Consider the following 24,963-nt stretch of genomic DNA (forward strand, 5'->3'; position numbering starts at 1 on the left):
AGTTAGCCTGCAGTCTCTTCTTCAAATAAGCGATATTCAATATCACCTTGTTTGCTCATGTCTCTGACAATCGACATAATTTCTTTTCTGGCGGCAATGACTTTGCTCAGTGGTTGTGCACTTAAGCCGTCTATTTGCTGTTGGTACACTTGCGCTAAACGTTTAGGTAGTGCACCTAAAACACGCGCTAAAAATTCATTGTTCACACCCTTTAATGACATCGTCCATAACTCATCAGGAATGTCATTAAGTAGCAAGGTTAATGTCTCGTCTGTTTGCTTAATTAAGCTGTCAAAATCGTACATTTTTTCTTGTATTTCATCAGCCACGTTAGTGTTATGTTTTTTCATTAGTTCGATAATTTGACTCTTATTACCGTTATAACGATTCATAATTTCAACTGCTTTATCCACACCATTAACCTGCGCGCCCACTTGGCGACCAACAAATTCAATACACGACTCAAGCGTTAAGCGCACATCATCAATAACGTGTTCACTCACTTCACGAAGACTCGCAATACGATAAAGTAAGTCATCGTGTTTAGATTCTGGAAACAGCACAATAATGGCAGAGGCTTGCTCTGGCGGTAAAAAAGCCAAAAACAGCGCTTGCATTTGCACGTGTTCTTGCTCTAAAAAGCGCACGATAAGTTCAGGCGGGATCCACTCTAAACGACGTAAATCGTCATTCATGGCACCACCATAAATATCATCAAGCATAGTTTTGGCAAGCTTTCTACCGACAGCTTTATCGAGTGCTCGCTCTAAATAAACACGCGATGCACCATTGACGCCACTTTCATTGCGATAGCAATCAAAAAATTCACTCAAGGTGCCTGCAACATCATGTTGAGTAACGTTTGAAATTTTAGCCATGCGCTCAGAAATAGCCTGCACTTCACGGCGGCCTAATTTACGAATAACACTGGCGGCGTTTTCCTCGCCCATGCTTAGCAATAAAATAGCGGCGCGATCTAATGCCGGCAATTGTGAGCCTTTATCAAGCTTTTCTTGATTCAATTTCAACTCCTTGTTCTACCCAATACTTTATTACTGACGTTACGCGCTCGGTTTCTTTATTAGCAAGTAACTGCATGTGCGCTATCTGTTCTTCAAAGTCATTGCCTATTTGCGGTAACGACATATTTTGATGTTCGTTTGCGCCCTCTTTGGCAGTTAAGTTTTCTATTTGCGATTTCGCATTAATGGCTTCATCAAGCGGGCTGCTTTGTCTTTCTGTTGCAGAGGCTGACTTAACCTCATTATCTGTGGTTGCCATGGCGATATTTGCGTCGTTACTTTTGCCTTTTATTAAATGATTAACTAATGGACGCACGCCAAATAAAATCAGCAATAAACTAATTAAAGTGCCAACAATATAACGGGCATACTCTTTAAGCTCTGGCATTTGCCACCACTCAAGGCCTTCACCTGGGGCGAGTATTTTTTGTTCTACAAAGGCAAAGCTGGTTATGTTGAATTGATCGCCGCGTGCGTCGTTAAACCCCGTGGCTTTTTTTACCATTTCACCTAATGAAGCGAGCTTTGCTTCACTCCAGCCATCAGCAGTGCCTGCTACTTGCTCATTAATAAGTACCGATAAGCTCATGTTTTTAATTCGGCCTACTTCAAATTGGGTGTGAGTGACTGAGCGGCCATTTTCAAACTGTCGCTTGCTCTCACTTCGTTGTGAAGTACGCTCGTTGTTTTCATCTTCAGCTTGTTCATTAGGCACTGGTGGCTCATTAGCTAAAGAACCCGGAATGCCCGCCGCCAGCTGATCTAGGGTGCTATCAGATTTAATAAACTCTTGTGTTAATACATTTTGTGGGTCAACCATTTCACGGGTTTCTTCTACCACGCTAAAGTCAACATCACTTGAAACCTGAATTCTAAAATTGCCTTCGCCTAAAATGGGCAACAACATAATAGAGGCACGTTGCTCTATGTTGCGCTCAACTTTTTCGATAAAGGCGAGTTTTTTATCGGTTTCTTTGCCTACTGGGGTGGTATCAAATAAGTCGCCGCTGAGTAGTTTACCGCGCTGATCCACCACCGACACAGAACGAGAATCAAGCCCTGGCACACTGCCAATAATCAGTGCAATAATGGCTTCCACTTGTTCCGGTTTAAGCTCATGGCCTGGCGCTAAATCAACCATCACAGACGCTGCGGTTTTTTGCTCAGTACGACCAACAAACAAGCTGCGCTTGGGAACTGCTAGATGCACGCGCGCATTGCGAATACCTTGCATGTTAATAATGGTGCGCGCCAGCTCACCTTCTAAGGCATGCTGGTATTGCATAGATTCGATAAATTGACTGGTGCCCATAGACACTTTATCGCTAATATTTTCAATTCCCTCAGGCATAGAGGCTTTTATTCCTCTGGCCGCAAGCGTGATACGTGCATCCGCCAGCTTTTCTTGAGGAACCAAAATATTGCCGCTATCGGTATCAATGCGAAAAGTGATTTGCTCTTTATCTAAAATCTCTAAAATATTGGCTTTATCGTAGCTTTCTTGGTTACCGTAGAGCGGCACGTAGTTTTTAGCCGATGTCCATAAAATAAGGACTATGGTTGCCGCTACTAATGTCGCTAGTAGAGCAATGGTCGCGACACTTCTGTCACCTGAGCTGCCAAAATTTAATTTATTTGAGAGATTAACCACTCTTTCTTTTAGGTTACTCTCATTTTGCTCAGGTACTTTTGTTAATTCTCCTTTCATATCAGCCTCTACAGTGACATGCGCATGACATCATCAATGCCATTGAGCACTTTATTGCGCATTTCCATTAGCATAGAAAAACTAAGCCCTGCTTTTTGACTGGCAATCATCGCCCCTACTACGTCTTCACTTTCACCGGTATCAACGGCTTTAACCATCTCACCGGCAATATTTTGTTGGGCGTTGATAGAGCGAATAACATGCTTAAAATCTTCACTAATATTTACATTTTGATTACTGATAGCAGCCGGCTCTATACTTTCTGGACCTGCAATTTTTTGCATGTCCATCATTTTGCCCAGCATCATTTGTTGACTTTCAATTGGCGACATTTTATTTTTCCTTCAAATTATGCAATTGCATCAATATCAATACCGCATTCACGCATTGCGGCAATTTTGTATCTTAATGCTCGGGTAGTTACCCCAAGCGCCTGTGCTGTTTGGGTGCGATGCCCTTTAAATCGACTCAACAAACTGTATATGTAATCAAATTCTGCCTGCTTTTTATTTTCTTTTAACTGGGTGGCACAATAAGCTGCCGCCGCCGGTGAGCATTGCGGTAAATTTAAGTCTTCAACCTGAATCTCTGCCCCTCTTGCCATCACTAAGGCGCGTTGGATTACGTTTTCAATTTCACGCACATTCCCTGGCCAGTTGTAACAAAGCATCACATCTTCTGCTTGTTTACTAATATGAAACTCAGAGTTGCCATATTTTTTGATAAAGTGATAAGCCAATGGGATGATGTCATCAACACGATCCCGAAGTGCAGGCCAACTAAGTGGTAATACATCTAAACGATAAAATAAGTCTTCACGAAAAGCGCCTTGCTCAACCTGTTCACGCAGTACGCGGTTGGAGGCGGCAATAATGCGTATATCTAAATTGATTTTTTGATGACTACCCAGTCTTTCAACTTCGTGCTCTTGCAATACGCGCAGTAACTTAGCTTGTAAATCGAGCGGTAGCTCAGTTATTTCATCGAGTAAAATAGTACCGCCATTGGCTAATTCAAATTTGCCTGGCTGGGTATTTACAGCGCCGGTAAACGCACCTTTATTAAATCCAAATAACATAGCTTCGAGCATATTTTCTGGGATAGCAGCACAGTTAACTGCAATAAATGGCTTATCTTTGCGATCTGAAGCTTTATGAATAAAGTGCGCGAGCTTCTCTTTACCTGTTCCAGACTCGCCGGTGATTAACACGCCTGCTGAGGTATGTGCAGCGCGGTTGGCTAAACGTAATACTTGCTGTGATTTAGTAGAAACAGCGATTAAATCTTCAAACCCATGCTTCATTGAATCAGTGTTTCTGATTGTTTTTTTAAGCTGTTCAGCAAAGAAAGGTTTTAAGAGATAATCAACAGCGCCACCGGTATTAATTGTTTTTGAAGCAATTTCACTTTGCGATGAATCCACTAAAGTAACAATTTGTGAGGTTGGGCATGTTTTGCGCAGTAATTTTACTAATTCAACAAGCTCGAGTTGTTGAGTATCAGCATCAACAAACACGAGCTCAGGTTTACTAATAAGACAGTGACTAACCGCATCGCTGATAGAGTTTGTATGCAAAAACTTAAAATTTTCGGCAAATACAACTTGCTGAATTTCAGGCGTTGGCTGTTGTTCACTGATCCATAAGAGGTATCTTTGACTCATATAATTCCCTTACGATGCAATTAACTTGAGTGTCTGAAAAGACGAACTAAAACACGGCGATTAGACGATGCGCCCTGCTTTGAATTTTTAATAATGGGGTAGCGTTGACCATGCGCTCTCACTTCTAACATGTCTTTGGGCAAACCAAATTCAATGAGTCTTGAAGCTACGTCATCCGCTCTTTCTTTTGAAAGCAGCCGATTAGATAGCGGCGAGCCTGTATTATCGGTGTGGCCATCCACAAGTACTTTACTAACGCGATTGTCTAAAGAAATATAACGCACTAAATCCTTTAGAAATTTTAAGTCTTTTTCAGCTGTTACCGTGCGCTGCCCGCTGGCAAACTGTAACTGATGATCACGTGCTTGCTCCCAAGAAAGCGGAGAAAGGTTATTTAAACACTGTTGATAATCTGCAACTATTTCATCGCTATGGGTATTGGTAAACGTTAGGCGCAACTGCTCATCTTTAAAGCTGACTAAAGTGTCTAACCAACCACCTTGCTTAATTAAACGAAGTAAAGCGCTTACATCCGCTGAAAATTGCACTTTATTGTCTTCGATATCTGTTGATGTGAAGTTAAGTGGGGTGAGTACTGTATTTGCTGATTGCCAATCGGCTTTGCGTGATGAAACGTGCAAACGGGTTATTGGCTTATCTTTTAAAAGCCAAGTAAACACAAGTTGTTGCTGCTGTGCTGGCACGGTTTTAACTTCAAGCAACGCATAATTTTCAAAGCGCTGTTGTAGCGAACAAGCGAAAGAATCGCCCTTAACAGTCCAAGTCGAGTTTTCATAACTTTGGACCAGATTTTGTTCTGCAGCCTGCCCTGATTGCGTCAAAAATAATGCACAAGGAAGTGCAAATTTAATAATGTTAGGAAATCCGTTCATGAGTATTCCGTATAAGTTTAGAGAACAATTAAGTTTTTTAAATGAATAGCGAAATACAACAAATACAAACAAGGTATTAATTAATATCACTAAGTTAATGTAACCCCACGATCGTAGCGATTGCCTTAGACTGGAAGCTTTGCGTCCTATGCTTTCGCATAGTTTGCCATTTAATTTACTTATGCATTGTTTTTTACCAACATAAAAACTAGTAACTATGTATAATAAAAACAATAGACTATAGTTAAATAGAATTAATTGCAAATATTACTTACAAAATTCATGCTAAGTTCATTTTATAGATAAAATCTAACTAATTATCCCAACGATCCGAGTATATCAACACGAATGGTATCTGGAATTTCATTATAAGAAAGAACTACTAAGCTGCCTTTAGTAAAGGTTTTGGCGTAACGTGCCAGCAAGGGTCGTAACTGTGGCACCACAATTAATGTAGGTGTTACCCCTCTTGATTTCATATCTTCGACAATCAGTGGCATAGTGCGTTGAAATTGGCCTAGTAAATTAGGGTCAACCGCAAAACTATCCAGTACAACTTTGCCTGCTTGCATCGCTTGGTCGAGTGAGCTTTGTAAGGTACTTTCTAGTTTTTCATCTAAGCTATAAGCACTGAGTTCATCACGATTACCCATTACCTGTTTTACTAATACTTTTTGCAAAGCACAGCGCACATCTGAAACCAGTAGAATAGGATCTTTAGTTACCTCAACACTGTCTATTAAAGTACCTGCAATGGTGACAATATCTTTAATGCTAATGTGCTCTTTAAGCAATAAACGAATGACTTTAAGCTGCAAGTTAGTGGGTAAGGCTTTTTCGAAGGTTTCCGCTAAGCTAGGTGAAATCTCTTTTAAACGCTCATTGAGTTTTTGTACATCCTCATAACTAAATAGCTCATCTAAATGCTCTTTGATCACCTTACCAGTGTGTGTGGCAATAATGGTGCCTAAATCTACCACCGAGTAGCCCATATTCAACGCTTGGGTTTTGCTATCATCTTTTATCCATACAGCTTCAAGCCCATAAGCAGGGTCGGTGGTTATTTCACCATCTAGCGAGCCATATACATCCCCGGTATTTAACGCCAGTAACTCTTTGGCATTCACATTGGCACTGGCAACGGGGACACCCGCTAAGTTTACTTTGTATTCTTGTGGATTTAGTTTCAGGTTATCTTTTATTCTGATCTCCGGTAATAAAAACCCAAGTTGTTCAGAGAGATTTTTACGCACACCTCTTAAGGTTTTTACCAGCTCTTCCCCTTTGTCTTTATCTGCTAAATAAACCAAACGAAAGCCAAGCTCAACCGACAGCTTATCAACATGAGAAATATCTCCCCACTCTAAGTTAGCTTGTTGCTCACTTAAAATGGTGTCGGTCATCTGCTCTGCTTCAATTAAGGAGTTATTGGGGAGAGAGCGCTGCAATCGCCAAGCAACATAAAACAATGGCGCAGCAAATGCTAAAAAGGCGACAGTTGGCATCCCAGGCACAATACCAAGCGTGACCATGATTAAAGCGGCGGTAAAAATAACACGTGGAGAGGCAAGTAACTGCTTACCGACCGCTTCACTCACATCACCTTCATCGTTCATTCGCGTAACAATAATTGCAGCAGCAACGGCTAACAGCAACGAGGGGATTTGTGCAACTAAGCCATCACCTATGGTTAATAGGGCAAAACGTTGAAACGCTTCGGCTAAGCTTAAACCATGTTGAAAAGCACCTATTGATACACCACCGAGTAGGTTAATCACTAAAATAATTAAACCGGCAATGGCATCACCGCGCACAAACTTTGAGGCACCATCCATAGAGCCATAAAAATCGGCCTCTTGGGCTATGGTGCTGCGTCGCTCTTTTGCTTGCTCAGGTCCAATTAATCCGGCATTTAAATCGGCATCAATTGCCATTTGCTTACCGGGCATAGCATCTAAGGTAAAGCGAGCTGCCACCTCAGAAATACGCTCGCCCCCTTTGGTAATAACCACAAAGTTAATCACCATTAAAATGACAAACACCACAATACCAACGACGTAGTTACCACCTATAACCACTTCACCAAACGCTTGGATAACGCGACCAGCGACATCTGAGCCTTCATGACCGTGTAGTAGTACTACCCGTGTTGAGGCAATATTTAGGGTTAAACGCATCAAGGTGGCGACTAACAAAATAGTCGGAAATACAGAAAAATCGAGCGGTTTTTTAGTAGACACCGCTACCAACAATACAATCACTGACAATACAATGTTGAAGGTAAATAATGCATCTAATAACCATCCTGGTAATGGCAAAATAACCATCGACAAAACAGCTAACAGCAAAATAGGAATAGCGGTGTAAGGTTGAGTAAAACTGCGCCAGTTCAAATTATAACTCCAACATCTAAGGTTTCTGTAAGTTTTTAGGGATTGTTAATTCAGGTAAGGCTGCGGGTGCTTGCCCACGTCCTTGCTTGTATGCTTTTAGTTGCAATACATAGGTCAGTACATAGGCAACTGCGCTGTATAAGCCGTTGGGCACTTCTTGGTCGACCCGGGTCGAGAAATAAATAGCCCGTGCTAATGCGGGGATTTCTATTATTTCTTTGTTATTCATGCGGGCCACTTCGCGTATTCTCAGCGCCATTTCATCCACGCCTTTGGCGACAACATAAGGGGCTTTAGCTGCCTCTTCACTGTACTTTATTGCCACAGCATAATGAGTTGGATTGGTGACAATGACATCGGCAGTGGGAACGCGCTCTTCAATTTTTCGGTTTGATTGCTGATACTGTATTTGCCTAATTTTATTTTTAATTTCAGGGCTACCGTCAGAAGATTTACGCTCTTCTTTTACCTCTTGGTGGGTCATTTTTATTTTATCGGCAATCTGTTTCTGCTGAAAAGGCACATCAATAACAGCAATAAAAAGTAACAAAGTCACCGTGATCATTAATGATAAAAATAACAGTTCAATACCTTGGCCTATCGCCACTTTAATATCTAAGTTTTGTAATACCATCAGCTGCATCCACAGCTTGGTTAAAAAGGTATATAAGCAAATCGCTAGCAAGGTTATTTTTAATATCGATTTAAGCAGCTCAACTAACGACTGTTTACCAAACATTTTGCCTAACCCGGTTAATGGGTTGAGCTTGCTCATTTTTAGTGCGATCAGTTTTTTTGAAAACACAAACCCACCCGGTAAACACCCAGTGATCCACATTGCGCAAAAGCTTAGTAATAAAAACGGCGTAAGGGTCAATAGCATATTCATAATGGCGTCGCCCAATGCGATGGGCATCATTTTTTTATTATTTATAATTGTGTGATCCAGCACCATGGTGCTGTTCATTAAGTTAACAAATAAGCTGTAAAATAAATTGGCAAACCACAATAGTCCAGCAATACTAACCATTAATAAAATAGCGGTATTGAGCTCTTTTGAGCGCGCAACTTGGCCGTCTTCTTTGGCTTTTTTTAGCCGTTTCTCTGTGGGTTGTTCTGTTTTTTCTTGCGAGCTATTTTCAGACATACCGCTACCTCATCGCCTGTGCAAAGGTTGTTAGCACATGATACGTTAACCTTGAAAATGCGCTTCCTGTGTACTCTAAGGTCATAAATACACAGAAAAAGCCCATCAACAGCGACATAGGGAAACCCAGCACAAAAATATTCAATGACGGCGCTGCTCTGCTTGCTACACCAAAGGTTAAGTTAACCAATAACATGGCGACTATCCCTGGTAGCGAAAGCAGTAAAGCAGAGGAAAACATCCACGCAAATAGCATAATGATCGATTGAATATCAAACTCATAAATACTGCGACCAATCGGAAAGCTATGAAAACTCTCTACCATAACTTGCAAAGTTATTAAGTGACCATCTGCGGCAAAAAACAGTAATGCACACATAATCCAAAATAATTGCCCTAACAGGGCAACTTGGTTACCACTACCGGGGTCCATAACAAGCGCCATTGATAAGCCCATTTGCATGGATAAAATCAGCCCTATCATTGCCATTACTTCAAACAAAATACGCAGTGATAGACCCATCATTACCCCAAAAATAATTTGCTCGAAGGTTAAAATGGCGGCATCTAAAGAAAACAAGTCAATAGCAGGCGCTAGCGGCAACTGTGGGGCGACTAAAAAAGCCAACATCATAGACACTAAAATACGAGAGCGCGGCGTTACCGCCGGATTATCAAATACCGGCATAGACCATAAAAGTGCAGAAAAACGCACAAATGGCCACCAAAGCGTGCCCATCCAGCTGACTAAATCAGTAGACGTTAAAGAGAGTAATGAGCTCAACCAAATACCCCAGGTAACATAAATTTGAGCTTATCAAACCAATCAATCAAAATTTGTAGCATCCAATGGCCTGCAAATACCACCATTAACAAGGTTAATAACATACGCGGTAAAAACGTCAGAGTTTGCTCTTGGATAGAAGTAGCACCTTGAATAATGGCAACCACAATACCCAACAATAATCCGGGTACAATAAGCACTAAAATGAGCTTGATAATGGTATAAACTGCGCTTGAAATAAGCTCTACCGACATTTCTGGGGTCATGGTGACATTCCAAATGTAGCCGCCAGTGTACCCGCTATCATTGACCAGCCATCGGCAAGTACAAATACCATGAGCTTAAACGGTAAACTAATGATCAGCGGCGATAGCATCATCATACCCATAGACATCAATACACTACTGACCACTAAGTCAATAATTAAAAAAGGAATAAACAACATAAAGCCAATTTGAAAAGCGGTAGTAAGCTCACTTAATACAAACGCAGGCATTAACACTTCAAACGGAATTTCTTCGGCGGTGAGTGTCGTTGGCTCATTGGCAATTAGCAGCACTTGGCGCAACTCACTTTCACGTGTTTGTCTGAGCATAAAAGCACGTAAAGGCTTTTCAGCGGTGAGTAAAGCGTCTTCTAATCCTATGGTTTGCTGCTGAAAAGGCGTATACGCGTTTTGATAAATATCTTGCCAAACCGGTCGCATAATCAACATGGTGAGCATCAGTGAGATGCCAATTAAAATTTTATTCGGCGGGCTTTGTTGTAACCCCATTGCTTGGCGTAAAATCGCCAATACAATGATAATCCTCGTAAAAGACGTTAAAACCATTAATAGCGCAGGTAATAAGCTCAATACCGTCATTAACAAAAGTATTTGCAGTTTAACGCTATAGTCTTGTCCGTCGGCCGTATCTTTTAGCGAAAACAGCGTAAGTTCTTCTGCATTTAGCCAGCTTGGTATAAACAACATGATCAACAGTAGGCTAACTTTAAAAATTACGCGTTTATTCATTTTTTTACTGATCCTTTGCGGTATCTGTTTGAGCAAATTTCAAACCATACTGCCCTTCAACCATCACGACTTCTGCTTTAGCAAAAAACACCCCATTCACTTTTACATCAAGCGCTTCGCCGGCTACTTTATCTAGTTTAAGCACGTCGCCTTCTTTGGCTTGGCTAAGCTCGCCCAAGGTAATTTCAGTACTTGCAACTTCAAGAGTCACTAACAAAGGAACGTCTTGAAAAAATGACATATTGCCTTCGTTCGTTTTATCAGCAGATTTATCATCAAATCCATCAAAAGCATCCAGCTCTAAGCCCGCTAAGGCGCTATCAAGGTTTTCGTTCATAATTTAATTACTCGTTGTATTGTTTGATAATTGTGTGATTTGAAATGCTAAGCCAGCCTCTTGCTCAACGACTTGGCCTTTAAATATTTGTTTATGCCCTAGGTTAAATAGCGCCGCTTCATTAAGCTCAATCGGTAATACACCGCCAGCAACACAGGCTTTCAGTTGTTTTAATGTGACTTTTTTCTTCGCCATTTCAATCTGGCCTTGCACTGCAAACTGTGCCCACATATCGGTATTGAGTGTGTCGCTACTTGCTGGGTCTTGCTCGCTATCGGCTGCGCAAAAAAAGCTAATTGGTAACCATAAAAACCAACTTATTACTTGGGTTTCTAATATAAACCGCACTTTAAAAGCCAAATATTGTAATGCTTCTGGTAAAGCATGTGATTTTTGTATTTCACCTAATAGCGCAGAGCGTTCTCTAAATAATAAGCCCTGAATACCTTGCACTTGGCGTTGTAATAAACGGCCACAAATACGGCTCTCTGTTGCACTCAATTCATTCGTGGTAGGCGAGTAATCGTGGCTTGAATTATCTGAATTATTGAATTGCCCGCCTAAACATAAATCAGCTGTTTTATGAGCACTTTGAAAATCAAGCGCTAAGAAAGCTTCGCCTTGAGTGGGTGCAAATAAAGGACAGGCAAGAAATATTCTAGGCGATTCTTTAAACCAACTATTAATGGTTGAATGCGAACAAGGCGAAATTTCTACATCAAAGCGGCTGTCGTTAAATAATTGGGCAAGTTCTAACTCCAATGCTTTACGAATATTGACGTTTATTTGCGCTGCTTTTTGCTGCGCATGTTCGTAGGCTCTTTGCTCTAGCGTTAGTGCAAATGGAGTAATATGCTCAGAATCTTTCGCTTTAATTAACTTTGCTTTAGCGCTTAACGTTTTACTCATATCACTGTATTTCCTGATTCATTTCTATGTTGCCTATGCATTGGTTTTTTTTGCTTTTTTTAATTGGGCTTGTAACTGTAAATGATTAACAATATCGCTGCGTAAGCGCTCATTTTTACTTATCCACTCCACGCCTAAAAACACTAACTTATCACTTACTTCGCGGCGGTACGTTACCTTGCCAGTCAATCGATTGGCTTTATCAAAAACCACAATAAATTTGTCTGGAATAGCCTTTTCAGCAGGCACTAATAAACCCACACCTCCTACGCTAATGTCTTTTGCAACGCCATGGCAAAGTGGAATATCAATAAAGCAGCGGCGAAGTAACTGTACGCCCACCCCGCCAAGCTGAACTGACTCTGGCTCGTAATTATCTTTGAGGTTTAAATTCCATCTTTTGTAACTTCGTTTAGTTTCTGATTGGTTACTCATAATTCTCTTCAAGGCGTAGCACAGGTTTATTAGCAGTTGCCGCACTGGCAGATTTTTTTACTGGGTTATTAATATTGCTATCATCAAACAACTGATTAAATTTACCCTCTGCATCTTTGGTTAAAATAAGTAGTTCAACCCGCCTGTTTTCACTGGCTTTTTGGTTTTCTTTATTAAGTGGTCGATTAGATGAAAAGGCATTAACTTGTAACACTTGACTTGATGGCATTCCGCCCATGGTCATCACTTTTCTGGCTTGTTGCGCCCTATCGCCAGAAATATCCCAGTTACGAGAGCTACCATCAATAAACAGGCTGGCATCGCTGTGCCCAGAAATAATGATTTTGTTATTGATGTCTTTTACTAAGCCGCCAAGGTATAAAAACAGATCTTCAAAAAACGGAGTCATTTGCGACTTTGAGCGTTCAAACATTTGATGATGTTTGTCATCTCTAATAATCACTCTTAGCCCTAAAGGCACTTCTTCTACTAATAAGTTATTTTTTAGTAACTCTTCTTTACTAAGTTCATCAATACTTTCAAGTAATAAGCTCAACTCTGATGAGGCTTTAAATTGGCTATCAATGGCTGAATTTAACTTGTTCCCTTGCCCTGCTTTGGGCTCAACGGTGCCATCGGGCACTTGTAAAACTTCACTGATTCCTGGCCTTGGAGAATCCGGCGGCGTATCACCTGATTCTAAATGCCTAATTACCGATGGAGATCCCCCTAAATCAACGGGGAACGGGCTATTTTGAGGGTCAAAAATAGCAGGGCCACCATCAAAAATTGAGTGAGTCCGCATATAGTGTGCGATTTCTTCACGCTCAGATTCATTGGTGATCGCCATAATCCACATCACCATAAAAAACGCCATCATCGCTAAGGTAAAATCAGCAAAGGCTACTTTCCATGCGCCACCGTGCGGTTTTTCGGTTGCTCTTCTACGAGAGCGTTTTATGACTATTTCTTGATTTTTGTTTTCCATGCTTAAGCCGCCTTGTTAGTGATCCACTCTTCCATGGTGGTAAAGGTCGGTTTAATTTCTTCATTAATTAATTTTCTACCTGAGTCGGTCGCTACAATTGGCACGTGGCCCTTGGCATGAGCGACTAACATGGCACGCACACACTCAAACATCGCCACTTGTTTTTTTACATACTGCTCCATCGCAGAAGCAAGCGGTGCAATTAAACAATAACAGGCAAAAATACCAATAAAGGTACCTACTAGCGCGGCTGCTACATGGTAGCCAATTTCACTTAAAGGCCCATCTAAGTGTTGCATGGTGATAATAATGCCGCCTACAGCCGCCAAAATACCAAAACCAGGCATGGCTTCAGCAATATTGGCAAGTGAGTGAGATGGTTTAAGGCGCTGTTCTTCAATGGTGTAAATTTCTTGCTCTAACATGGCATCAAAATCATGCGAGTTGATTTTTCCCATACTAAACAAACGTAAGTTATCGCAAATAAAAGTAACTAACTGAGGGAACTCATACACTTTAGGGTAGGCAAGAAAAATAGAGCTGGTTTCGGGGTTTTCAACATGCTCATCTAGGCCCTTTATGCCTTTCACTCTGGCTAAATCTAATAAAGAGTAAATAACCAGTAGCAGGTCATGGTAAAGCTCAGAGGTATCGGTTCCTTTACCACTAATAAATTGATATTTTAATTGCGATAGCATTTCTGTCAGCACATATTTTGAATTACCCACAATTAACGCCCCTAAGCCAGCGCCAAAAATGATTAAAAACTCGTATGGCTGCCACATAGTGGCAATGTTACCGCCGGCAAACGCAAAACCACCTAATACTGTTGCAAGTACCACTATTAACCCTATAACTCTTTGCATTCTTTATTCCTTAGGTATTAGATTTTTTGAAGCGCTTGTGTGAGCGCTTCAAGTGCTTGTTTATGAAGTTGGCAAACACGTGCCTCTGTTAAATCGAGTGTTAATGCTATTTCTTTCATATTCATTTCGTGCATGTAATACAATTGTAAGAGCAGCTTTTCTCGGGTATTGAGCTTGCTCATGGCCGCTTTTAGCGTAGCTGCTGTCTCTTCTTTGTCATGTGTATGGGCACTGGTAAGCGCTAAATTAGGGTTAGCTTCTAATAGCGCTTCAAGGCTATCAAATGCCTCGGCTTGCTCACTGTAGTGCAGTTGAATAAGCTCTTTATGGCTTATGCCTAATGCTTCACACATTTCGGTGTCTGTTGCATCACGACCAAGCTGCTTTTGAAGTGAGCGGCTCATATCACGAAGCTGATGAGACTGCTGCCTTAGTTGACGCGGTCGCCAATCAACACGTCGAAATTCATCTAGCATGGCTCCACGAATACGCTTAAACGCAAATGCAGCAAACTTTTCATCTAAGTCGCGGCCATAGCGACGAATAGACGACAGCAAGGCAATAATGCCTATTTGATAAATATCATCGTTATCAACAATAACGCCTACTTGAGTGCGCATATGCGCAGCCGCTCTATTAACTAAAAAAGAGTACTGCGATAATAGTTGCGTCTCTTTTTGCGGTGTGAATATCACTGGCGGCTCGGTGACTAGCTCGCCCCACTCCTCTTGCAGCATCATAGCGATAGCCTATTGAATAAAGACATTCGTAATGAGTACATTATCTAGACGAACCGAAACCGCATTCGCTAAAACCAAATTAAACTGCTCGAGTAAGTCTTTTTGAACCGCATCGATATCCTTAAAAACAGCTTTTGCTTGGCTATGGCTCATGTTGGCAAACTGTTTTACCAGTACATTTCTCACTAGCGGCTCCATGGCCTCTGTTCCTGTGTTGTAAACTGATGGCGAAGTAACAAGTACCAAGTCGAGCACCAAATAACGGGCAATTGAGTCATCTGATACGCTTATAATAAAGCGCTCCATTTCGTGATATTCAACTTTACTAATGTCAGCTTGTTTACTCTCTTGAGATGAGTCACTGTCGTTAAAAAACTGTCCCGCAAAAAATGCAGCCGCAATAAGTGCTAATACGGTTAGGGCTATTATTATTTTTTTCACTTTTATCTCTCTTAATCCAAGGTAGTTATACTAATAAATCTAACCAATCTAATGGCGATTTTGCTGAGTGAGTGCTGGCTGTATCACTATGGGAGGGCGACTCGGTTTGATTATTTGCAATCTCGTTATTTTCAAGCTGCTGTTGCGACTGCTGCTGTTTATCACTTAAATTAACATCCACTGTGGTGGATGAGTTTTGTGATAATGACTGACGCAACTGATCTAAAGTTTGTGCTATAGCATCTCTCACCTGCGCATTACTCGTAGTTAAACTGACTGAGGTTTTATCACCTTCAATATTTATCGATATTTCAATACTGCCTAAATTAGGAGGATCTAATCTAATTTGCGCGCGTTGTAGTTGTTGGCCTATTTGCAGTTTTACCTTGTCGCCAAGTACATGTAATAAGCGCTGCCCCCATTCACTGGGAGCCTCTTTTAATTTTTCTTTATGCCACTCAAAGCTCTCTGGCGCGGGTGCGGACGCTGAAAATGCATTCACTAATGTTGATTTTTGACCCGTACTCTCGCGACTTTCTGTAAAGACCATTTTCGATTGCGCACTTTGTGACAATGCCGCAAGCTCAAGTTTGCTCAGCGACACACTCGGTTGTATGGCTACTTGCTCACTGGTTAGGCTACTTGATTGCGCTTGTGCATAAGTGTTCAACACTACCGAAGGTTGATTTAATCGATTCAAAAGCGCTTGCGAGTATAGTGTTTGTGGTGCTTTGTCTACTTCGAGTGTATTTAATTCTTTATTAACTACTGCATTTGCTGGCGTTACATTTATGGCCGCAGTAGGCGCAGCCGTGGTGGCTATGTTCATTGCAATGTTTTGCACAGGCGTAGTTTTAGCAGGCTCTTGAGTTACAAAGCTGTCTTCGCTCTGAGTCTCTAAATGCGTGGTCTGCAGCTGTTCATTAGCCACAAGCTGTGCTGTTGGTGTTTCCTCAGCCATTACTTCGCTATCTACACCAAGGTTACTATTTGGATTTAGTAAGGTTTTGACAGGCGCGCTTATTTTATTGGTATCAAGATTATAATTTGCGGTGCTAAAAAAATACGGATTTATTATTTCTTGTGTTTCTGCACTGGCATCTTCTTGCGCTAGTTGTTCTGAACTTTCTTGAGGTTGTTCACCTTGCACATTTTGCTGTTTTGTTTGCTGTTGCTTTGAAGAAAGCGTAAACGGCTCAAGCTCGCTCTGTAGTTCTTGCGCATCTGCAGGCGTACTACTTTTTAATATGGTTGGTTTATTAGTGGCACTGCCAAAGTCAGTCTTTGTCGCCATAGTATTTGCTTGGATACTCATAATGACAGTCCTTGTTGTACTTTTTCATATGCCAGTAAGCCTTCTTTATCCTCTTGATGGCGCTGCATTTGCACTTTGATAGCTGCTTGCTTTTGACTAACCAGCTCAATTAAGTCCGCGTAGCGTGCTTTTAGATTGTCTTGTTCAGTTTTCATTGAACTAAACCAAGGCATACTTTGTAACTGTGTATAAAGCGCAAGTAACTGCTTATCGGCTGCTTTAACTTGATACCAATTACTCTCATGGATAGCATCTTCCATGGTGCTAAGTAATTGTTCCATTTTTTGCGCTGCGTATTTTTGAGAGTGTTCCATTAGCAATACTGAATTCATTATAAGTTCACATTTCTTTTAGCAAAAAGCAAGCCAGCTTTAAGTTGTTGTTTTACATTGATAAATAAAATAAAAACCCAAAAAGGCGGAAGCGGAACTTCCACCTCGGAAGGAAGTGATGTGCTATTAATAATAAATAGAAAGATTATTTAAGCAGTAGAGGAAGTAAAAAAATAGCCGTGTTAAAAATGAAAAAACCAGCTAAGGGTAGCTGGTTCTAATACGTTTATTGTGTGCCTAACCCTTGCCACCCTTCTTGCAGGTTGTTCATCACCACACGGGTGGAATCAATATAGCTCAAGTCGTTTTTTATACTCGCTTGCAATAACGCTTGCCCACAATGCTGATAAAGGTTTTGCATGTTTTGCGCTACTTCACCGCCTTTTTCAAGGTCTAATGAGGCCTCAAGCCCGCCTAAAATGCGCATTAGCTTTTCAATACTTTCGGCTTTTTTATCATGTCTTTTTTGTTTTATATGGCCGGTTACTCTTTCAAGCTCATCCGAAAAACCATCAAATAACATTAATACCAGTTTATGAATATCAGCACTGGCCGCTTTTGCATCTACCGATGTGCTTTTATAGGCTGAAAAGCCATCATTTAAATCTAACATCTATGTTTAGCCTCCAAATTGACCCATTGTAGATTCTAATTGCGCAATAGTCTGTTGCATTTGTGTAAACTGCGACAAGTAACGTTGGTACACTTGCTCCATCGACACTTCATGATCTTTTTGTTGCCTAGTGACTATATTTAAGCTCGCCTGCAATGATTGCTTTTTATCCGTCATCAAACCATAGCTTTTAGTGAAAGGCTCTACGCGGGTTTCCAGCTTAGATAACAACCCGTTTTCACCTGTGAGCATGCTGGTTAACTGCTCAGGATTAGTCGCCATGGCTTCTTCAAGTTTTTTATTATCTATTTTTAAGTTACCGCTACGATCAAACTCAATACCCACAGAGAACAAGGTTTTACCTTCAAACGTACCCTGAAAATCGTTACGTAAAGAGCGAGCAAGGCCGGCAGCCATATTATCTCTTTTTAAGTACTGGTTACTGGTAATGCCATTGGTGAGCGAATTAAATTTATCTACAAAACTTTGGATGTTTTCTTTAGAGCTTTCTTGATCTTGGTTAATTGATATGTGAATTGGCTGATCGCCCGGCGACTGCGCCTGCGTTAAATCAATCGTCACCCCATCAATAACCGTATCGAGTTTATTACTGCTTGAAGTGATTGTCAGTGCTGAATTAGCCCCTAGCTTAACAATCGCATCTTGCGCTAAGGTTAAATCTTGTTTGTTTGTTATGGCATTGGTGATATCAATGCCATTGGCATCCGCAGCTGGAGTAAAACTCACACCCACCTGATTAGCAGCACCCGGCTCAGCACTGGTTAAAGTTAAAAAAGTTTCTGTGCCAGAGCGCACAACAGAGGCTTTAACACCGCTATTATCAACATGCGAGTTGATAGCATTAGCAACATCAGTTAATGATACATCGGCGCCAAGGCTTGCAAAATCAATACTAAACGCACTGCCTGCCAAATCAATGCTTAACTCACCATCAGTGGTTAAAGCTTTAGCCGGGTCAAAACTCAATGCAACTTGGTGTGCTTGCGCTAATTGCTCCACAAATACATCGTACTCGCCGCTGGCTGCTGTGCCAGTTGCACTCACACCTAATGCCGATGGATTGCTCACTGTGGCTGTGTTGGAAAATAAACTACTGGTGTCTTTTAAGCTAGCTTGTAAGTCATCAAAAAAGCTTGATAAATTACTTTTCAAGCTATCAAACGCCTTAATTTGATTGCTAAAAAGGCTACTTTTAGTACTTAATTGCTGATCTTTAGCGCTACGCTCAATTTGTGTATATTGTGAGGCTAATTGCCCAGGATTGATTCCTATTGCAGAGCTCATTTTAATCTCCAAGCATTTTAGTTATAAGCAAAAAAATCTAAAGTAAATATTTTTACTTATGACTATAAACAATAATAGCTACACCCTTAGGTGTAGCTATGCATACTTAATTGATTAATCACTATTAACGAAGTAGTGAACCAATCATTTGTGTTGTGCTGTTAGCTGTGCTCAGTACCGAGATACCAGAGTTCATTAGCAATTGTTGCTTAGTCATGTTTGATGTTTCAGCAGCAAAATCAGCGTCCATTAACGTACCTACAGCAGCTTGAGTGTTTTGCTTCATGTTAGATACGTTAGTCATTGTATGGTCAAGACGGTTCATTGATGCACCAAGCGTTGAACGTGCAGTACCAATTTCGCCAACTAAAGTATCAACAAACGCAATCTGCGCTTGTGCTGTTGCAACGTCAGTAAATGCAGCAGCAGAACCAATGGCTGTTGTTACAGCACCTAACTGAGTAGAAATATCAACATTAAGGGTTTCTGCTGCACTTGAACCTACTTGGAAGTTAACCGCACCTGCACCAAACTTACCAGTAGCTGCTAAAAGTTTAGTTCCATCACCAAACGATGTGTTGTCCATGATGTTTGTAAGCTCAGTAGCTAGTGCTGTGTATTCTGCACTTTGTGCAGCCCATTCTTTTGCACCGTTTGTATCACTTGAACCTTGAGTAGCAAGTTCTTTCATGCGGTAAGCAATGTTAGTCATTTCATCAAACGCACCTTCAGCAGTTTGCATCATAGACATAGCATTGTTACCGTTATATAAACCAGCGTCTTGACCACGTACCTGTGCGTTTAAGCGTGAAGCGATTTGTAGACCAGCCGCGTCATCTTTAGCAGAGTTAATTTTAAAACCAGAACCTAAACGCTCAAGTGCTGTAGACAAATCGTTGTTGCTACGACCAAGTTGGTTTTGGATTGACATTGAAGCCATGTTTGATTGAATTGATAAAGCCATGTTTATTTCCTCTTTAAATGAATAGCTAAAGTAATTAGTGAACCTAAATCACCTTCTAATAACTAAGAGCGACCATATTTTTAATTACCTAAACTTTTTTCTAATTATTTTTTATATTTTTTTAAGCAATGTATTCAAAGCGGGTAAAATAGGCATTTTCGCTAGCTAAAAGCAGATAAGAGGAATAATAGAAATAAAAAAAGATGCAGCAATACTAGCTTGCTGCATTAAAAAATTAAGTGAGTGAGTATTGCACCATATTACGGGTAATGTTTGCCTGCGACATAATCGCAGCTACACTATTTACCCTAGGGTTTTGCATATGCTGTTTAACCCCTAGACTTAAAGCAAGTAGTTCATCAGTGTTAGCTAATGAACTAGCAGAGTCAAGCTGCTCTAGTTGGCTTTGTAATTGCTGTTTTTGTGCCTGAATTTTTATTAAATTCGCTTTTAAATGGCGCTGCGCACTTTGGATTTGCTCTCGGTGCTGAGCAATAGTGGCATTTTTATCGGCTATTTTAGCAAGTTCATTCAGAGGGTTATCTAAATCATTGAGCTGCAAAGAAATCGGGTTTCCTGCAGCAATTCGTACACCTTGACCACTCATCACCCAAGGCTCTAAAAGTGGAGCCGCATTATCTTTTTGCGCACTAAAAAGCAGACGGTTTTCACGATTAAGCTCAACATTTATATGATGTGGTGCAAACGCATTTTGAATGGCAGTTAAATTGGTTTTTTCATCTTGATAGGCGGGTATCTTTAAGCTTAATGATTTGCCCGAACGACCCATCACTAACTGGATGTTTTCTTCATGTGGACGTGCGCTAAGCAGGTCTATATTTGCATTAAGCTGTTTGCTAATAGCGCGATTTGGATCCGTTATTTTCAGCTGGGTATCAAGTCCTGAGCCTTTTTTATTTGCTATGTTTTGTAATGACGCTATTTGCACTTTAATTTGCTGTTGTTGCATAGGTTGTGGCTGAGTGTTAGCAGCTTGGGTATTTAATTGTTGTGCTAATTTTTCAAGTCCCATATACAAATTACGAATAGTGCTTTCGCTTTGTTCGGCTTTTGCTAGCGCTTGACTCAGTGCCCCGCGCTGCGCCCAGCCAGTCAGTACTTTAACTTGGTCCTCTCTGGCAACAATTTTGTTTTTCCACAAATTGTTAGCAGAATCCTTTGTTGATGTAACGAGTGCATCCGATTTATTGGTATTAACCAAGTCAATTGCTTGCGCTTTTTCGCTACTTTTAACCAGCATAGTTAGTTCCTGAAAGTATTATAATTTTAAATGTATGAAAACAATGAAAGTTTACTTACTGTCGAGTAAACCTGCATCGATGATTCATACGCCGCCATAGATTCATTCATCGAAATAAACGCTTCTGGATAATCTACAGCACTCAAATCGTCCTGCAAGTTAACCGTAAATGTGGTGATATCTAGATTACTGGTAGTAATCGAATCAAGCGAAGCCATAGTAGAGCCTATGGTGGTCACTTGGCTACTAATAGTACCTAAAAAGTCAGCTAATTTATCTATCATCACCCGTGATTGATTGCCAACGCCACCCGCTGGCGGATTATTTACATCAACAAGATAGTCTTGCATGGCATTTAAAAAACCTGCACCGGGGTCTAAATCATTACCTACGATATTGTTTTTTACACTTGAGTCGTCAGATACAGCGACTTCTCTGACAATATCGTCACCGGCATAAACATAATTACCCGTGGCATCAATTTGAAAGGGTTTTTCATCGGTTTTACTGCCTGAAAAAAAATATTGCCCATCGCTGTCGGTAGCATTTAGTAAATCAACAATTGCCGGGAAAGCCACACTCATTTCTTGGCCGAGTGCTTTAATTTCTGCCTCGCCCATTGAGCCATCGGCGGCGGTGGTAATTAAACTTTGCAGTGAATATATTTGGTTAACAATACCGGTTAGCTGTACTTCTTGTTGACCTAATGAAAAGTTAACCGCATCCATATTGGTTTTGTATTGCTCTAGTGATTTAATTTCTGAACCTAGGTTCATGATCATCACGGTGCCAAGCGGATCATCTGAGGGCTTAAGAATTCGCTTATTGGTTGCCAGCTGAATTGACTTTTCGTTAAAGTTTTCAGTATTACTTTGAATGTTTTTGATTGAATTTAAATGAAACTGATGACTACTAACTCGCATAACATTGCCCTTTTAAAACATTTGCAGTAAAGATTTAAACATTTGATCTGCTGTGCTGATCACTTTGGCATTGGCACTGTACATTTGTTGAAAATGCATTAAGTTTGCCGCCTCTTCATCAAGGTTCACCCCGCTGTAGCTATCGCGCGCAGCAATGGCGTTTTCACTTAAATTAGTAGCGGTGGTAATGCTATTTAAGTTTTGCTTACTAGTAATAGCAAGATCCCCTACTAATAACGTAAACTTATCGCCTTTTCCTGCCATTGAAGCAACAATATTAGCAATATTAGAGTTATCACCAGGTCCTGAGGTACTACTGTCTTTAAAGCCAAGTTTGTCAGGAGTGATCGTTGGGTTAACCTCAATCGTCCCTAATGGGTTTAATGGATTGTAAGTAAACAGTGCTTCACCGGGGTTGTTATTTAAATCAAAGCCACTTTGCAGTGCACCGTTCATATCATCAGCAAGGTCGGCAACTAGGTCGTTTAAGGTTGCAAGCGTTGGTTTAATTACATCGTTATCAACACTGATCAAGCCACCAAATTGACCGCCGACGTTTTTATCAAGAGTAAATTCTTGTCCAATAAACTCGCTCGTAACTGTAGTACCATTTACAGAGATTGAGGCGGCTTTACTACCTACCACCAGCGGAGCACCACTTAAGGTACTGATATCAATAAAGCCATTATCTCGCTCAACAATAGATACACCAATATGCCCAGATAACTGGTTTACTAGGCGTTCTCGGTTGTCTTTTAGCTCTGCGGTTGATTGATTATTTGCTGTTGCTAACCCGATGCTACTGTTAATTTCGGCTATTTGCTTAGTTATAGAAGACACGTTAAGCGCTACGTTACTCATTTGTGCATTTAACTTTGTTGCTTGGCCTGCCAGTGCGCCATTAATTTGCGCAATATCTTGCATAAAGCCTTCGGCTGAAGATAAAAATTGTTGCCTGAAAGCCTGTGAATCAGGCTTGGTTGCTGCAGCATTGAGTGCATCTGTTAGGCTTGCAAGGGAGTTATTTAAGTTTAACGAGTCGGTACCAATGATTTGCTCAATAAAACCTAGGTATGACTGTTTGTTTTCATAATAAGTGGTATCAGAATTAGTGCGCCAAATATCGTCATTTAAAAAGGCGTCAACAACCCGATCAACAGACGCCACCTCAACCCCGCCTAAATATACATTAGAGGTTTTAAATTGAGCTTGCTGACGCGAATAACCCTCAACGGCTGCATTCGCGACATTTTGCCCTGACACAGTCAGTGCAATATTTGCAGCATTGAGGCCGCTTAACGCGTTATTTAACATAGACATAATTAACTACCTAATCGTATTAGCATTCAATGGCTGAACAAATGCCGATCCCGCATAAATATCATAGCTTTGGGTTGGCTCAACGCTTTCAGCACCTTTATGTTGATCATTAGCGACCAAGCTTTGGCTATTCTTAAATGTATTTTCTATGGGGGCAATTTTCTCATCAAACTGCTTAACAATCGCTTCGGCTAAACCCAGTTGATGAGTTGACGCTAAATGCTGCGCGGTTTGAGCATTATGCATATCTCTAAATTGCGCTTGCTCGTTACTATTAAAAAAACCATTGTCACCGGCCATAGTTTTGGTGGTGCTATCCATACTTTTTAATACCAGCTGTAAAAAAATGGCTTCAAACTGCTCTGCTGCCTGTTTAACGCCAGCTTCACTGTTGCCGGTAATATTTTCTAGATGGGTCGGGTCAATCGCTAATGACTGAGATAATTGGGTTGATGACTCTATTTTCATGGCTATTTCCTTTAAATAACTAATAGCTCGGCTTCTAGAGCCCCAGCATTATCAAGTGCAATTAATATCGACATAAGCTCGGCTGGCGTTGCGCCAAGTGCATTTACCGCTTTTACAATTTCATCTAATGAGGTGCCTTCAGGCCACAACAGCATATTTTTTTGTTGTTGATCTACTGTGATATCACTTGATTGCGTGGTCGTAGTTTGGCCATTTGAAAACGGCCCTGGTTGCGACACTTGCTCTTGTTCACTTATGGTAATGGTTAAATTGCCATGGTTAACCGCAGCCTGATTCACCCGTACAGTATCGTTCATTACGACAGTACCGGTGCGACTATTAAATACGATTTTAGGACGCTCAGAGCCTTGCTCTACAGTAATATCTTGTAGCATCGACATAAACGTGTTGCGACTATTGGCATCGCTTGGCGCACTAACCACTAAGCGCGCCCAGTTTTCAGCAGTAGCTACATCAGGCCCAAATACTTTATTGATAGCACGTACAACATTGCGGGCAGTTTGATAATTTGGATCTTTTAAATTAAGAATTACATCGCTTTGACTTTCATACATAGCCATAACACTGCGCTCAATAATTGCACCATTAGGAATAAGCCCTGAAGTAGGCACATTAACAGTCACCGAGGAGCCACTTTTACCACTGGCATTAATACCACCCACCACTAAATTACCTTGTGCTAGCGCATACACTTTGCCATCAACCCCCTTTAACGGGGTCAACATTAAGCTGCCACCATGTAAGCTTTTTGCATCGCCTAATGAGTTCACAGTTACATCAATGGCTTGGCCTGGGCTTCCCATAGGCGGCAACGTAGCATGGACAGCAACAGCCGCTATATTTTTTGATTTTGGTAATCGCTCTTCATCTACAGAGACACCAAATTGCTTTAGCATATTACTTAGCGATTGGCCGGCAAATTTTACTTGGGCTTTATCACCCGACCCCGGCAAGCCCACTACTAAACCGTAACCCACGAGTTGGTTTTCTCGCACACCTAGCACATCAACAATATCTAATAATGGACGTGCTTTGGCGGTCACAGTTGCAGGCGCTAATAGGCTAAAAAAGCACACTAGCATTAATAGTAAATATTTCAT

At 41.0% G+C, this 24,963-nt stretch carries 27 protein-coding genes and 1 riboswitch; all 27 genes read right to left on the bottom strand.

What is annotated here, in order from left to right; genetic code table 11:
• Positions 1-2 precede the first annotated feature (2 nt).
• Positions 3-1,022 (bottom strand): FliG C-terminal domain-containing protein, encoded by a 1,020-nt coding sequence (locus tag BM380_RS09335; protein WP_090494094.1) that lies wholly within the window; start codon positions 1,020-1,022, stop codon positions 3-5.
• Entirely contained in the window at positions 1,003-2,730 is a 1,728-nt protein-coding gene (gene fliF, locus BM380_RS09340; protein ID WP_090494096.1) for a flagellar basal-body MS-ring/collar protein FliF, read from the bottom strand. The genes BM380_RS09335 and fliF overlap by 20 nt, the downstream gene beginning before the upstream one ends.
• Positions 2,731-2,738: 8 nt before the next feature.
• A complete protein-coding gene (locus BM380_RS09345; protein ID WP_010391195.1) occupies positions 2,739-3,062 on the bottom strand; it encodes a flagellar hook-basal body complex protein FliE in 324 nt (107 codons plus the stop codon).
• 17 nt (positions 3,063-3,079) lie between these two features.
• On the bottom strand, positions 3,080-4,393 hold the full coding sequence (locus BM380_RS09350) for a sigma-54-dependent transcriptional regulator (protein WP_090494098.1): 1,314 nt from the start codon (positions 4,391-4,393) through the stop codon (positions 3,080-3,082).
• Between the two features lie 20 nt (positions 4,394-4,413).
• The gene (locus tag BM380_RS09355; protein WP_028835452.1) at positions 4,414-5,286 is read right to left on the bottom strand and encodes an OmpA family protein; all 873 of its coding nucleotides are present in this window, start codon (positions 5,284-5,286) and stop codon (positions 4,414-4,416) included.
• A 95-nt stretch (positions 5,287-5,381) separates the two neighbouring features.
• Positions 5,382-5,464: riboswitch (cyclic di-GMP riboswitch) on the bottom strand.
• A gap of 139 nt (positions 5,465-5,603) precedes the next feature.
• Positions 5,604-7,679: a flagellar biosynthesis protein FlhA gene (flhA, locus tag BM380_RS09360; protein ID WP_090494101.1), complete on the bottom strand. Its 2,076-nt coding sequence runs from the start codon at positions 7,677-7,679 to the stop codon at positions 5,604-5,606.
• Between the two features lie 16 nt (positions 7,680-7,695).
• A complete protein-coding gene (flhB, locus tag BM380_RS09365) occupies positions 7,696-8,826 on the bottom strand; it encodes a flagellar biosynthesis protein FlhB (protein ID WP_090494103.1) in 1,131 nt (376 codons plus the stop codon).
• A 4-nt stretch (positions 8,827-8,830) separates the two neighbouring features.
• Complete coding sequence (fliR, locus tag BM380_RS09370) at positions 8,831-9,610, bottom strand: flagellar biosynthetic protein FliR (RefSeq protein WP_090494104.1); 780 nt, start codon at positions 9,608-9,610, stop codon at positions 8,831-8,833.
• Entirely contained in the window at positions 9,607-9,876 is a 270-nt protein-coding gene (locus tag BM380_RS09375; protein ID WP_013464397.1) for a flagellar biosynthetic protein FliQ, read from the bottom strand. The genes fliR and BM380_RS09375 overlap by 4 nt, the downstream gene beginning before the upstream one ends.
• The gene (gene fliP, locus BM380_RS09380) at positions 9,873-10,625 is read right to left on the bottom strand and encodes a flagellar type III secretion system pore protein FliP (protein WP_013464396.1); all 753 of its coding nucleotides are present in this window, start codon (positions 10,623-10,625) and stop codon (positions 9,873-9,875) included. Before fliP ends, BM380_RS09375 begins: the two co-directional genes overlap by 4 nt.
• Positions 10,626-10,629: 4 nt before the next feature.
• Entirely contained in the window at positions 10,630-10,962 is a 333-nt protein-coding gene (locus tag BM380_RS09385) for a FliM/FliN family flagellar motor switch protein (RefSeq protein WP_055011667.1), read from the bottom strand.
• A gap of 3 nt (positions 10,963-10,965) precedes the next feature.
• Positions 10,966-11,871, bottom strand: coding sequence for a FliM/FliN family flagellar motor switch protein (locus BM380_RS09390; RefSeq protein WP_090494105.1), 906 nt, complete (start codon positions 11,869-11,871; stop codon positions 10,966-10,968).
• A 33-nt stretch (positions 11,872-11,904) separates the two neighbouring features.
• Positions 11,905-12,306: a PilZ domain-containing protein gene (locus BM380_RS09395; protein WP_013464393.1), complete on the bottom strand. Its 402-nt coding sequence runs from the start codon at positions 12,304-12,306 to the stop codon at positions 11,905-11,907.
• Positions 12,299-13,294 carry a flagellar motor protein MotB gene (locus tag BM380_RS09400; protein ID WP_090494107.1) on the bottom strand — a complete coding sequence of 332 codons (996 nt, stop codon included), beginning with the start codon at positions 13,292-13,294 and terminating at the stop codon, positions 12,299-12,301. The genes BM380_RS09395 and BM380_RS09400 overlap by 8 nt, the downstream gene beginning before the upstream one ends.
• 2 nt (positions 13,295-13,296) lie before the next feature.
• Complete coding sequence (motA, locus tag BM380_RS09405) at positions 13,297-14,160, bottom strand: flagellar motor stator protein MotA (protein WP_010391179.1); 864 nt, start codon at positions 14,158-14,160, stop codon at positions 13,297-13,299.
• Between the two features lie 17 nt (positions 14,161-14,177).
• Positions 14,178-14,900, bottom strand: a complete 723-nt coding sequence (locus BM380_RS09410) for a FliA/WhiG family RNA polymerase sigma factor (RefSeq protein ID WP_051440338.1) — start codon at positions 14,898-14,900, stop codon at positions 14,178-14,180.
• Between the two features lie 9 nt (positions 14,901-14,909).
• Positions 14,910-15,341, bottom strand: coding sequence for a flagellar basal body-associated FliL family protein (locus BM380_RS09415; protein ID WP_028835459.1), 432 nt, complete (start codon positions 15,339-15,341; stop codon positions 14,910-14,912).
• Between the two features lie 25 nt (positions 15,342-15,366).
• Positions 15,367-16,656 (bottom strand): flagellar hook-length control protein FliK, encoded by a 1,290-nt coding sequence (locus tag BM380_RS09420; RefSeq protein ID WP_090494109.1) that lies wholly within the window; start codon positions 16,654-16,656, stop codon positions 15,367-15,369.
• On the bottom strand, positions 16,653-16,988 hold the full coding sequence (locus BM380_RS09425; RefSeq protein ID WP_090494111.1) for a hypothetical protein: 336 nt from the start codon (positions 16,986-16,988) through the stop codon (positions 16,653-16,655). The genes BM380_RS09420 and BM380_RS09425 overlap by 4 nt, the downstream gene beginning before the upstream one ends.
• Before the next feature lie 226 nt (positions 16,989-17,214).
• Positions 17,215-17,601 (bottom strand): flagellar export chaperone FliS, encoded by a 387-nt coding sequence (gene fliS, locus BM380_RS09430; RefSeq protein WP_016899403.1) that lies wholly within the window; start codon positions 17,599-17,601, stop codon positions 17,215-17,217.
• A gap of 6 nt (positions 17,602-17,607) precedes the next feature.
• Positions 17,608-18,906 carry a flagellar filament capping protein FliD gene (fliD, locus tag BM380_RS09435; RefSeq protein WP_090494113.1) on the bottom strand — a complete coding sequence of 433 codons (1,299 nt, stop codon included), beginning with the start codon at positions 18,904-18,906 and terminating at the stop codon, positions 17,608-17,610.
• 124 nt (positions 18,907-19,030) lie between these two features.
• Positions 19,031-19,870, bottom strand: coding sequence for a flagellin N-terminal helical domain-containing protein (locus BM380_RS09440; protein WP_010391170.1), 840 nt, complete (start codon positions 19,868-19,870; stop codon positions 19,031-19,033).
• Positions 19,871-20,105: 235 nt separating this feature from the next.
• Positions 20,106-21,131 carry a flagellin gene (locus BM380_RS09445; protein WP_090494115.1) on the bottom strand — a complete coding sequence of 342 codons (1,026 nt, stop codon included), beginning with the start codon at positions 21,129-21,131 and terminating at the stop codon, positions 20,106-20,108.
• A 26-nt stretch (positions 21,132-21,157) separates the two neighbouring features.
• Positions 21,158-22,054 (bottom strand): flagellar hook-associated protein FlgL, encoded by an 897-nt coding sequence (flgL, locus tag BM380_RS09450; RefSeq protein WP_090494117.1) that lies wholly within the window; start codon positions 22,052-22,054, stop codon positions 21,158-21,160.
• Positions 22,055-22,066: 12 nt separating this feature from the next.
• Positions 22,067-23,374 (bottom strand): flagellar hook-associated protein FlgK, encoded by a 1,308-nt coding sequence (gene flgK, locus BM380_RS09460; protein ID WP_090494119.1) that lies wholly within the window; start codon positions 23,372-23,374, stop codon positions 22,067-22,069.
• A gap of 6 nt (positions 23,375-23,380) precedes the next feature.
• Positions 23,381-23,842: a rod-binding protein gene (locus tag BM380_RS09465; protein ID WP_055011657.1), complete on the bottom strand. Its 462-nt coding sequence runs from the start codon at positions 23,840-23,842 to the stop codon at positions 23,381-23,383.
• Positions 23,843-23,853: 11 nt separating this feature from the next.
• Positions 23,854-24,963, bottom strand: a complete 1,110-nt coding sequence (locus BM380_RS09470) for a flagellar basal body P-ring protein FlgI (protein WP_090494121.1) — start codon at positions 24,961-24,963, stop codon at positions 23,854-23,856.

The sequence above is a fragment of the Pseudoalteromonas sp. DSM 26666 genome, from assembly GCF_900116475.1.
Lineage (GTDB): Bacteria > Pseudomonadota > Gammaproteobacteria > Enterobacterales > Alteromonadaceae > Pseudoalteromonas > Pseudoalteromonas tetraodonis.

Coding starts and splice junctions, on each gene's coding strand:
- fliF (WP_090494096.1), bottom strand. CDS start 2,730: ATGAAAGGAGAATTAACAAAAGTACCTGAGCAAAATGAGAGTAACCTA.
- BM380_RS09345 (WP_010391195.1), bottom strand. CDS start 3,062: ATGTCGCCAATTGAAAGTCAACAAATGATGCTGGGCAAAATGATGGAC.
- BM380_RS09350 (WP_090494098.1), bottom strand. CDS start 4,393: ATGAGTCAAAGATACCTCTTATGGATCAGTGAACAACAGCCAACGCCT.
- BM380_RS09355 (WP_028835452.1), bottom strand. CDS start 5,286: ATGAACGGATTTCCTAACATTATTAAATTTGCACTTCCTTGTGCATTA.
- flhB (WP_090494103.1), bottom strand. CDS start 8,826: ATGTCTGAAAATAGCTCGCAAGAAAAAACAGAACAACCCACAGAGAAA.
- BM380_RS09375 (WP_013464397.1), bottom strand. CDS start 9,876: ATGACCCCAGAAATGTCGGTAGAGCTTATTTCAAGCGCAGTTTATACC.
- fliP (WP_013464396.1), bottom strand. CDS start 10,625: ATGAATAAACGCGTAATTTTTAAAGTTAGCCTACTGTTGATCATGTTG.
- BM380_RS09385 (WP_055011667.1), bottom strand. CDS start 10,962: ATGAACGAAAACCTTGATAGCGCCTTAGCGGGCTTAGAGCTGGATGCT.
- BM380_RS09390 (WP_090494105.1), bottom strand. CDS start 11,871: ATGAGTAAAACGTTAAGCGCTAAAGCAAAGTTAATTAAAGCGAAAGAT.
- BM380_RS09395 (WP_013464393.1), bottom strand. CDS start 12,306: ATGAGTAACCAATCAGAAACTAAACGAAGTTACAAAAGATGGAATTTA.
- BM380_RS09400 (WP_090494107.1), bottom strand. CDS start 13,294: ATGGAAAACAAAAATCAAGAAATAGTCATAAAACGCTCTCGTAGAAGA.
- motA (WP_010391179.1), bottom strand. CDS start 14,160: ATGCAAAGAGTTATAGGGTTAATAGTGGTACTTGCAACAGTATTAGGT.
- BM380_RS09410 (WP_051440338.1), bottom strand. CDS start 14,900: ATGATGCTGCAAGAGGAGTGGGGCGAGCTAGTCACCGAGCCGCCAGTG.
- BM380_RS09420 (WP_090494109.1), bottom strand. CDS start 16,656: ATGAGTATCCAAGCAAATACTATGGCGACAAAGACTGACTTTGGCAGT.
- BM380_RS09425 (WP_090494111.1), bottom strand. CDS start 16,988: ATGAATTCAGTATTGCTAATGGAACACTCTCAAAAATACGCAGCGCAA.
- fliS (WP_016899403.1), bottom strand. CDS start 17,601: ATGTTAGATTTAAATGATGGCTTTTCAGCCTATAAAAGCACATCGGTA.
- fliD (WP_090494113.1), bottom strand. CDS start 18,906: ATGAGCTCTGCAATAGGAATCAATCCTGGGCAATTAGCCTCACAATAT.
- BM380_RS09440 (WP_010391170.1), bottom strand. CDS start 19,870: ATGGCTTTATCAATTCAATCAAACATGGCTTCAATGTCAATCCAAAAC.
- BM380_RS09445 (WP_090494115.1), bottom strand. CDS start 21,131: ATGCTGGTTAAAAGTAGCGAAAAAGCGCAAGCAATTGACTTGGTTAAT.
- flgL (WP_090494117.1), bottom strand. CDS start 22,054: ATGCGAGTTAGTAGTCATCAGTTTCATTTAAATTCAATCAAAAACATT.
- flgK (WP_090494119.1), bottom strand. CDS start 23,374: ATGTCTATGTTAAATAACGCGTTAAGCGGCCTCAATGCTGCAAATATT.
- BM380_RS09465 (WP_055011657.1), bottom strand. CDS start 23,842: ATGAAAATAGAGTCATCAACCCAATTATCTCAGTCATTAGCGATTGAC.
- BM380_RS09470 (WP_090494121.1), bottom strand. CDS start 24,963: ATGAAATATTTACTATTAATGCTAGTGTGCTTTTTTAGCCTATTAGCG.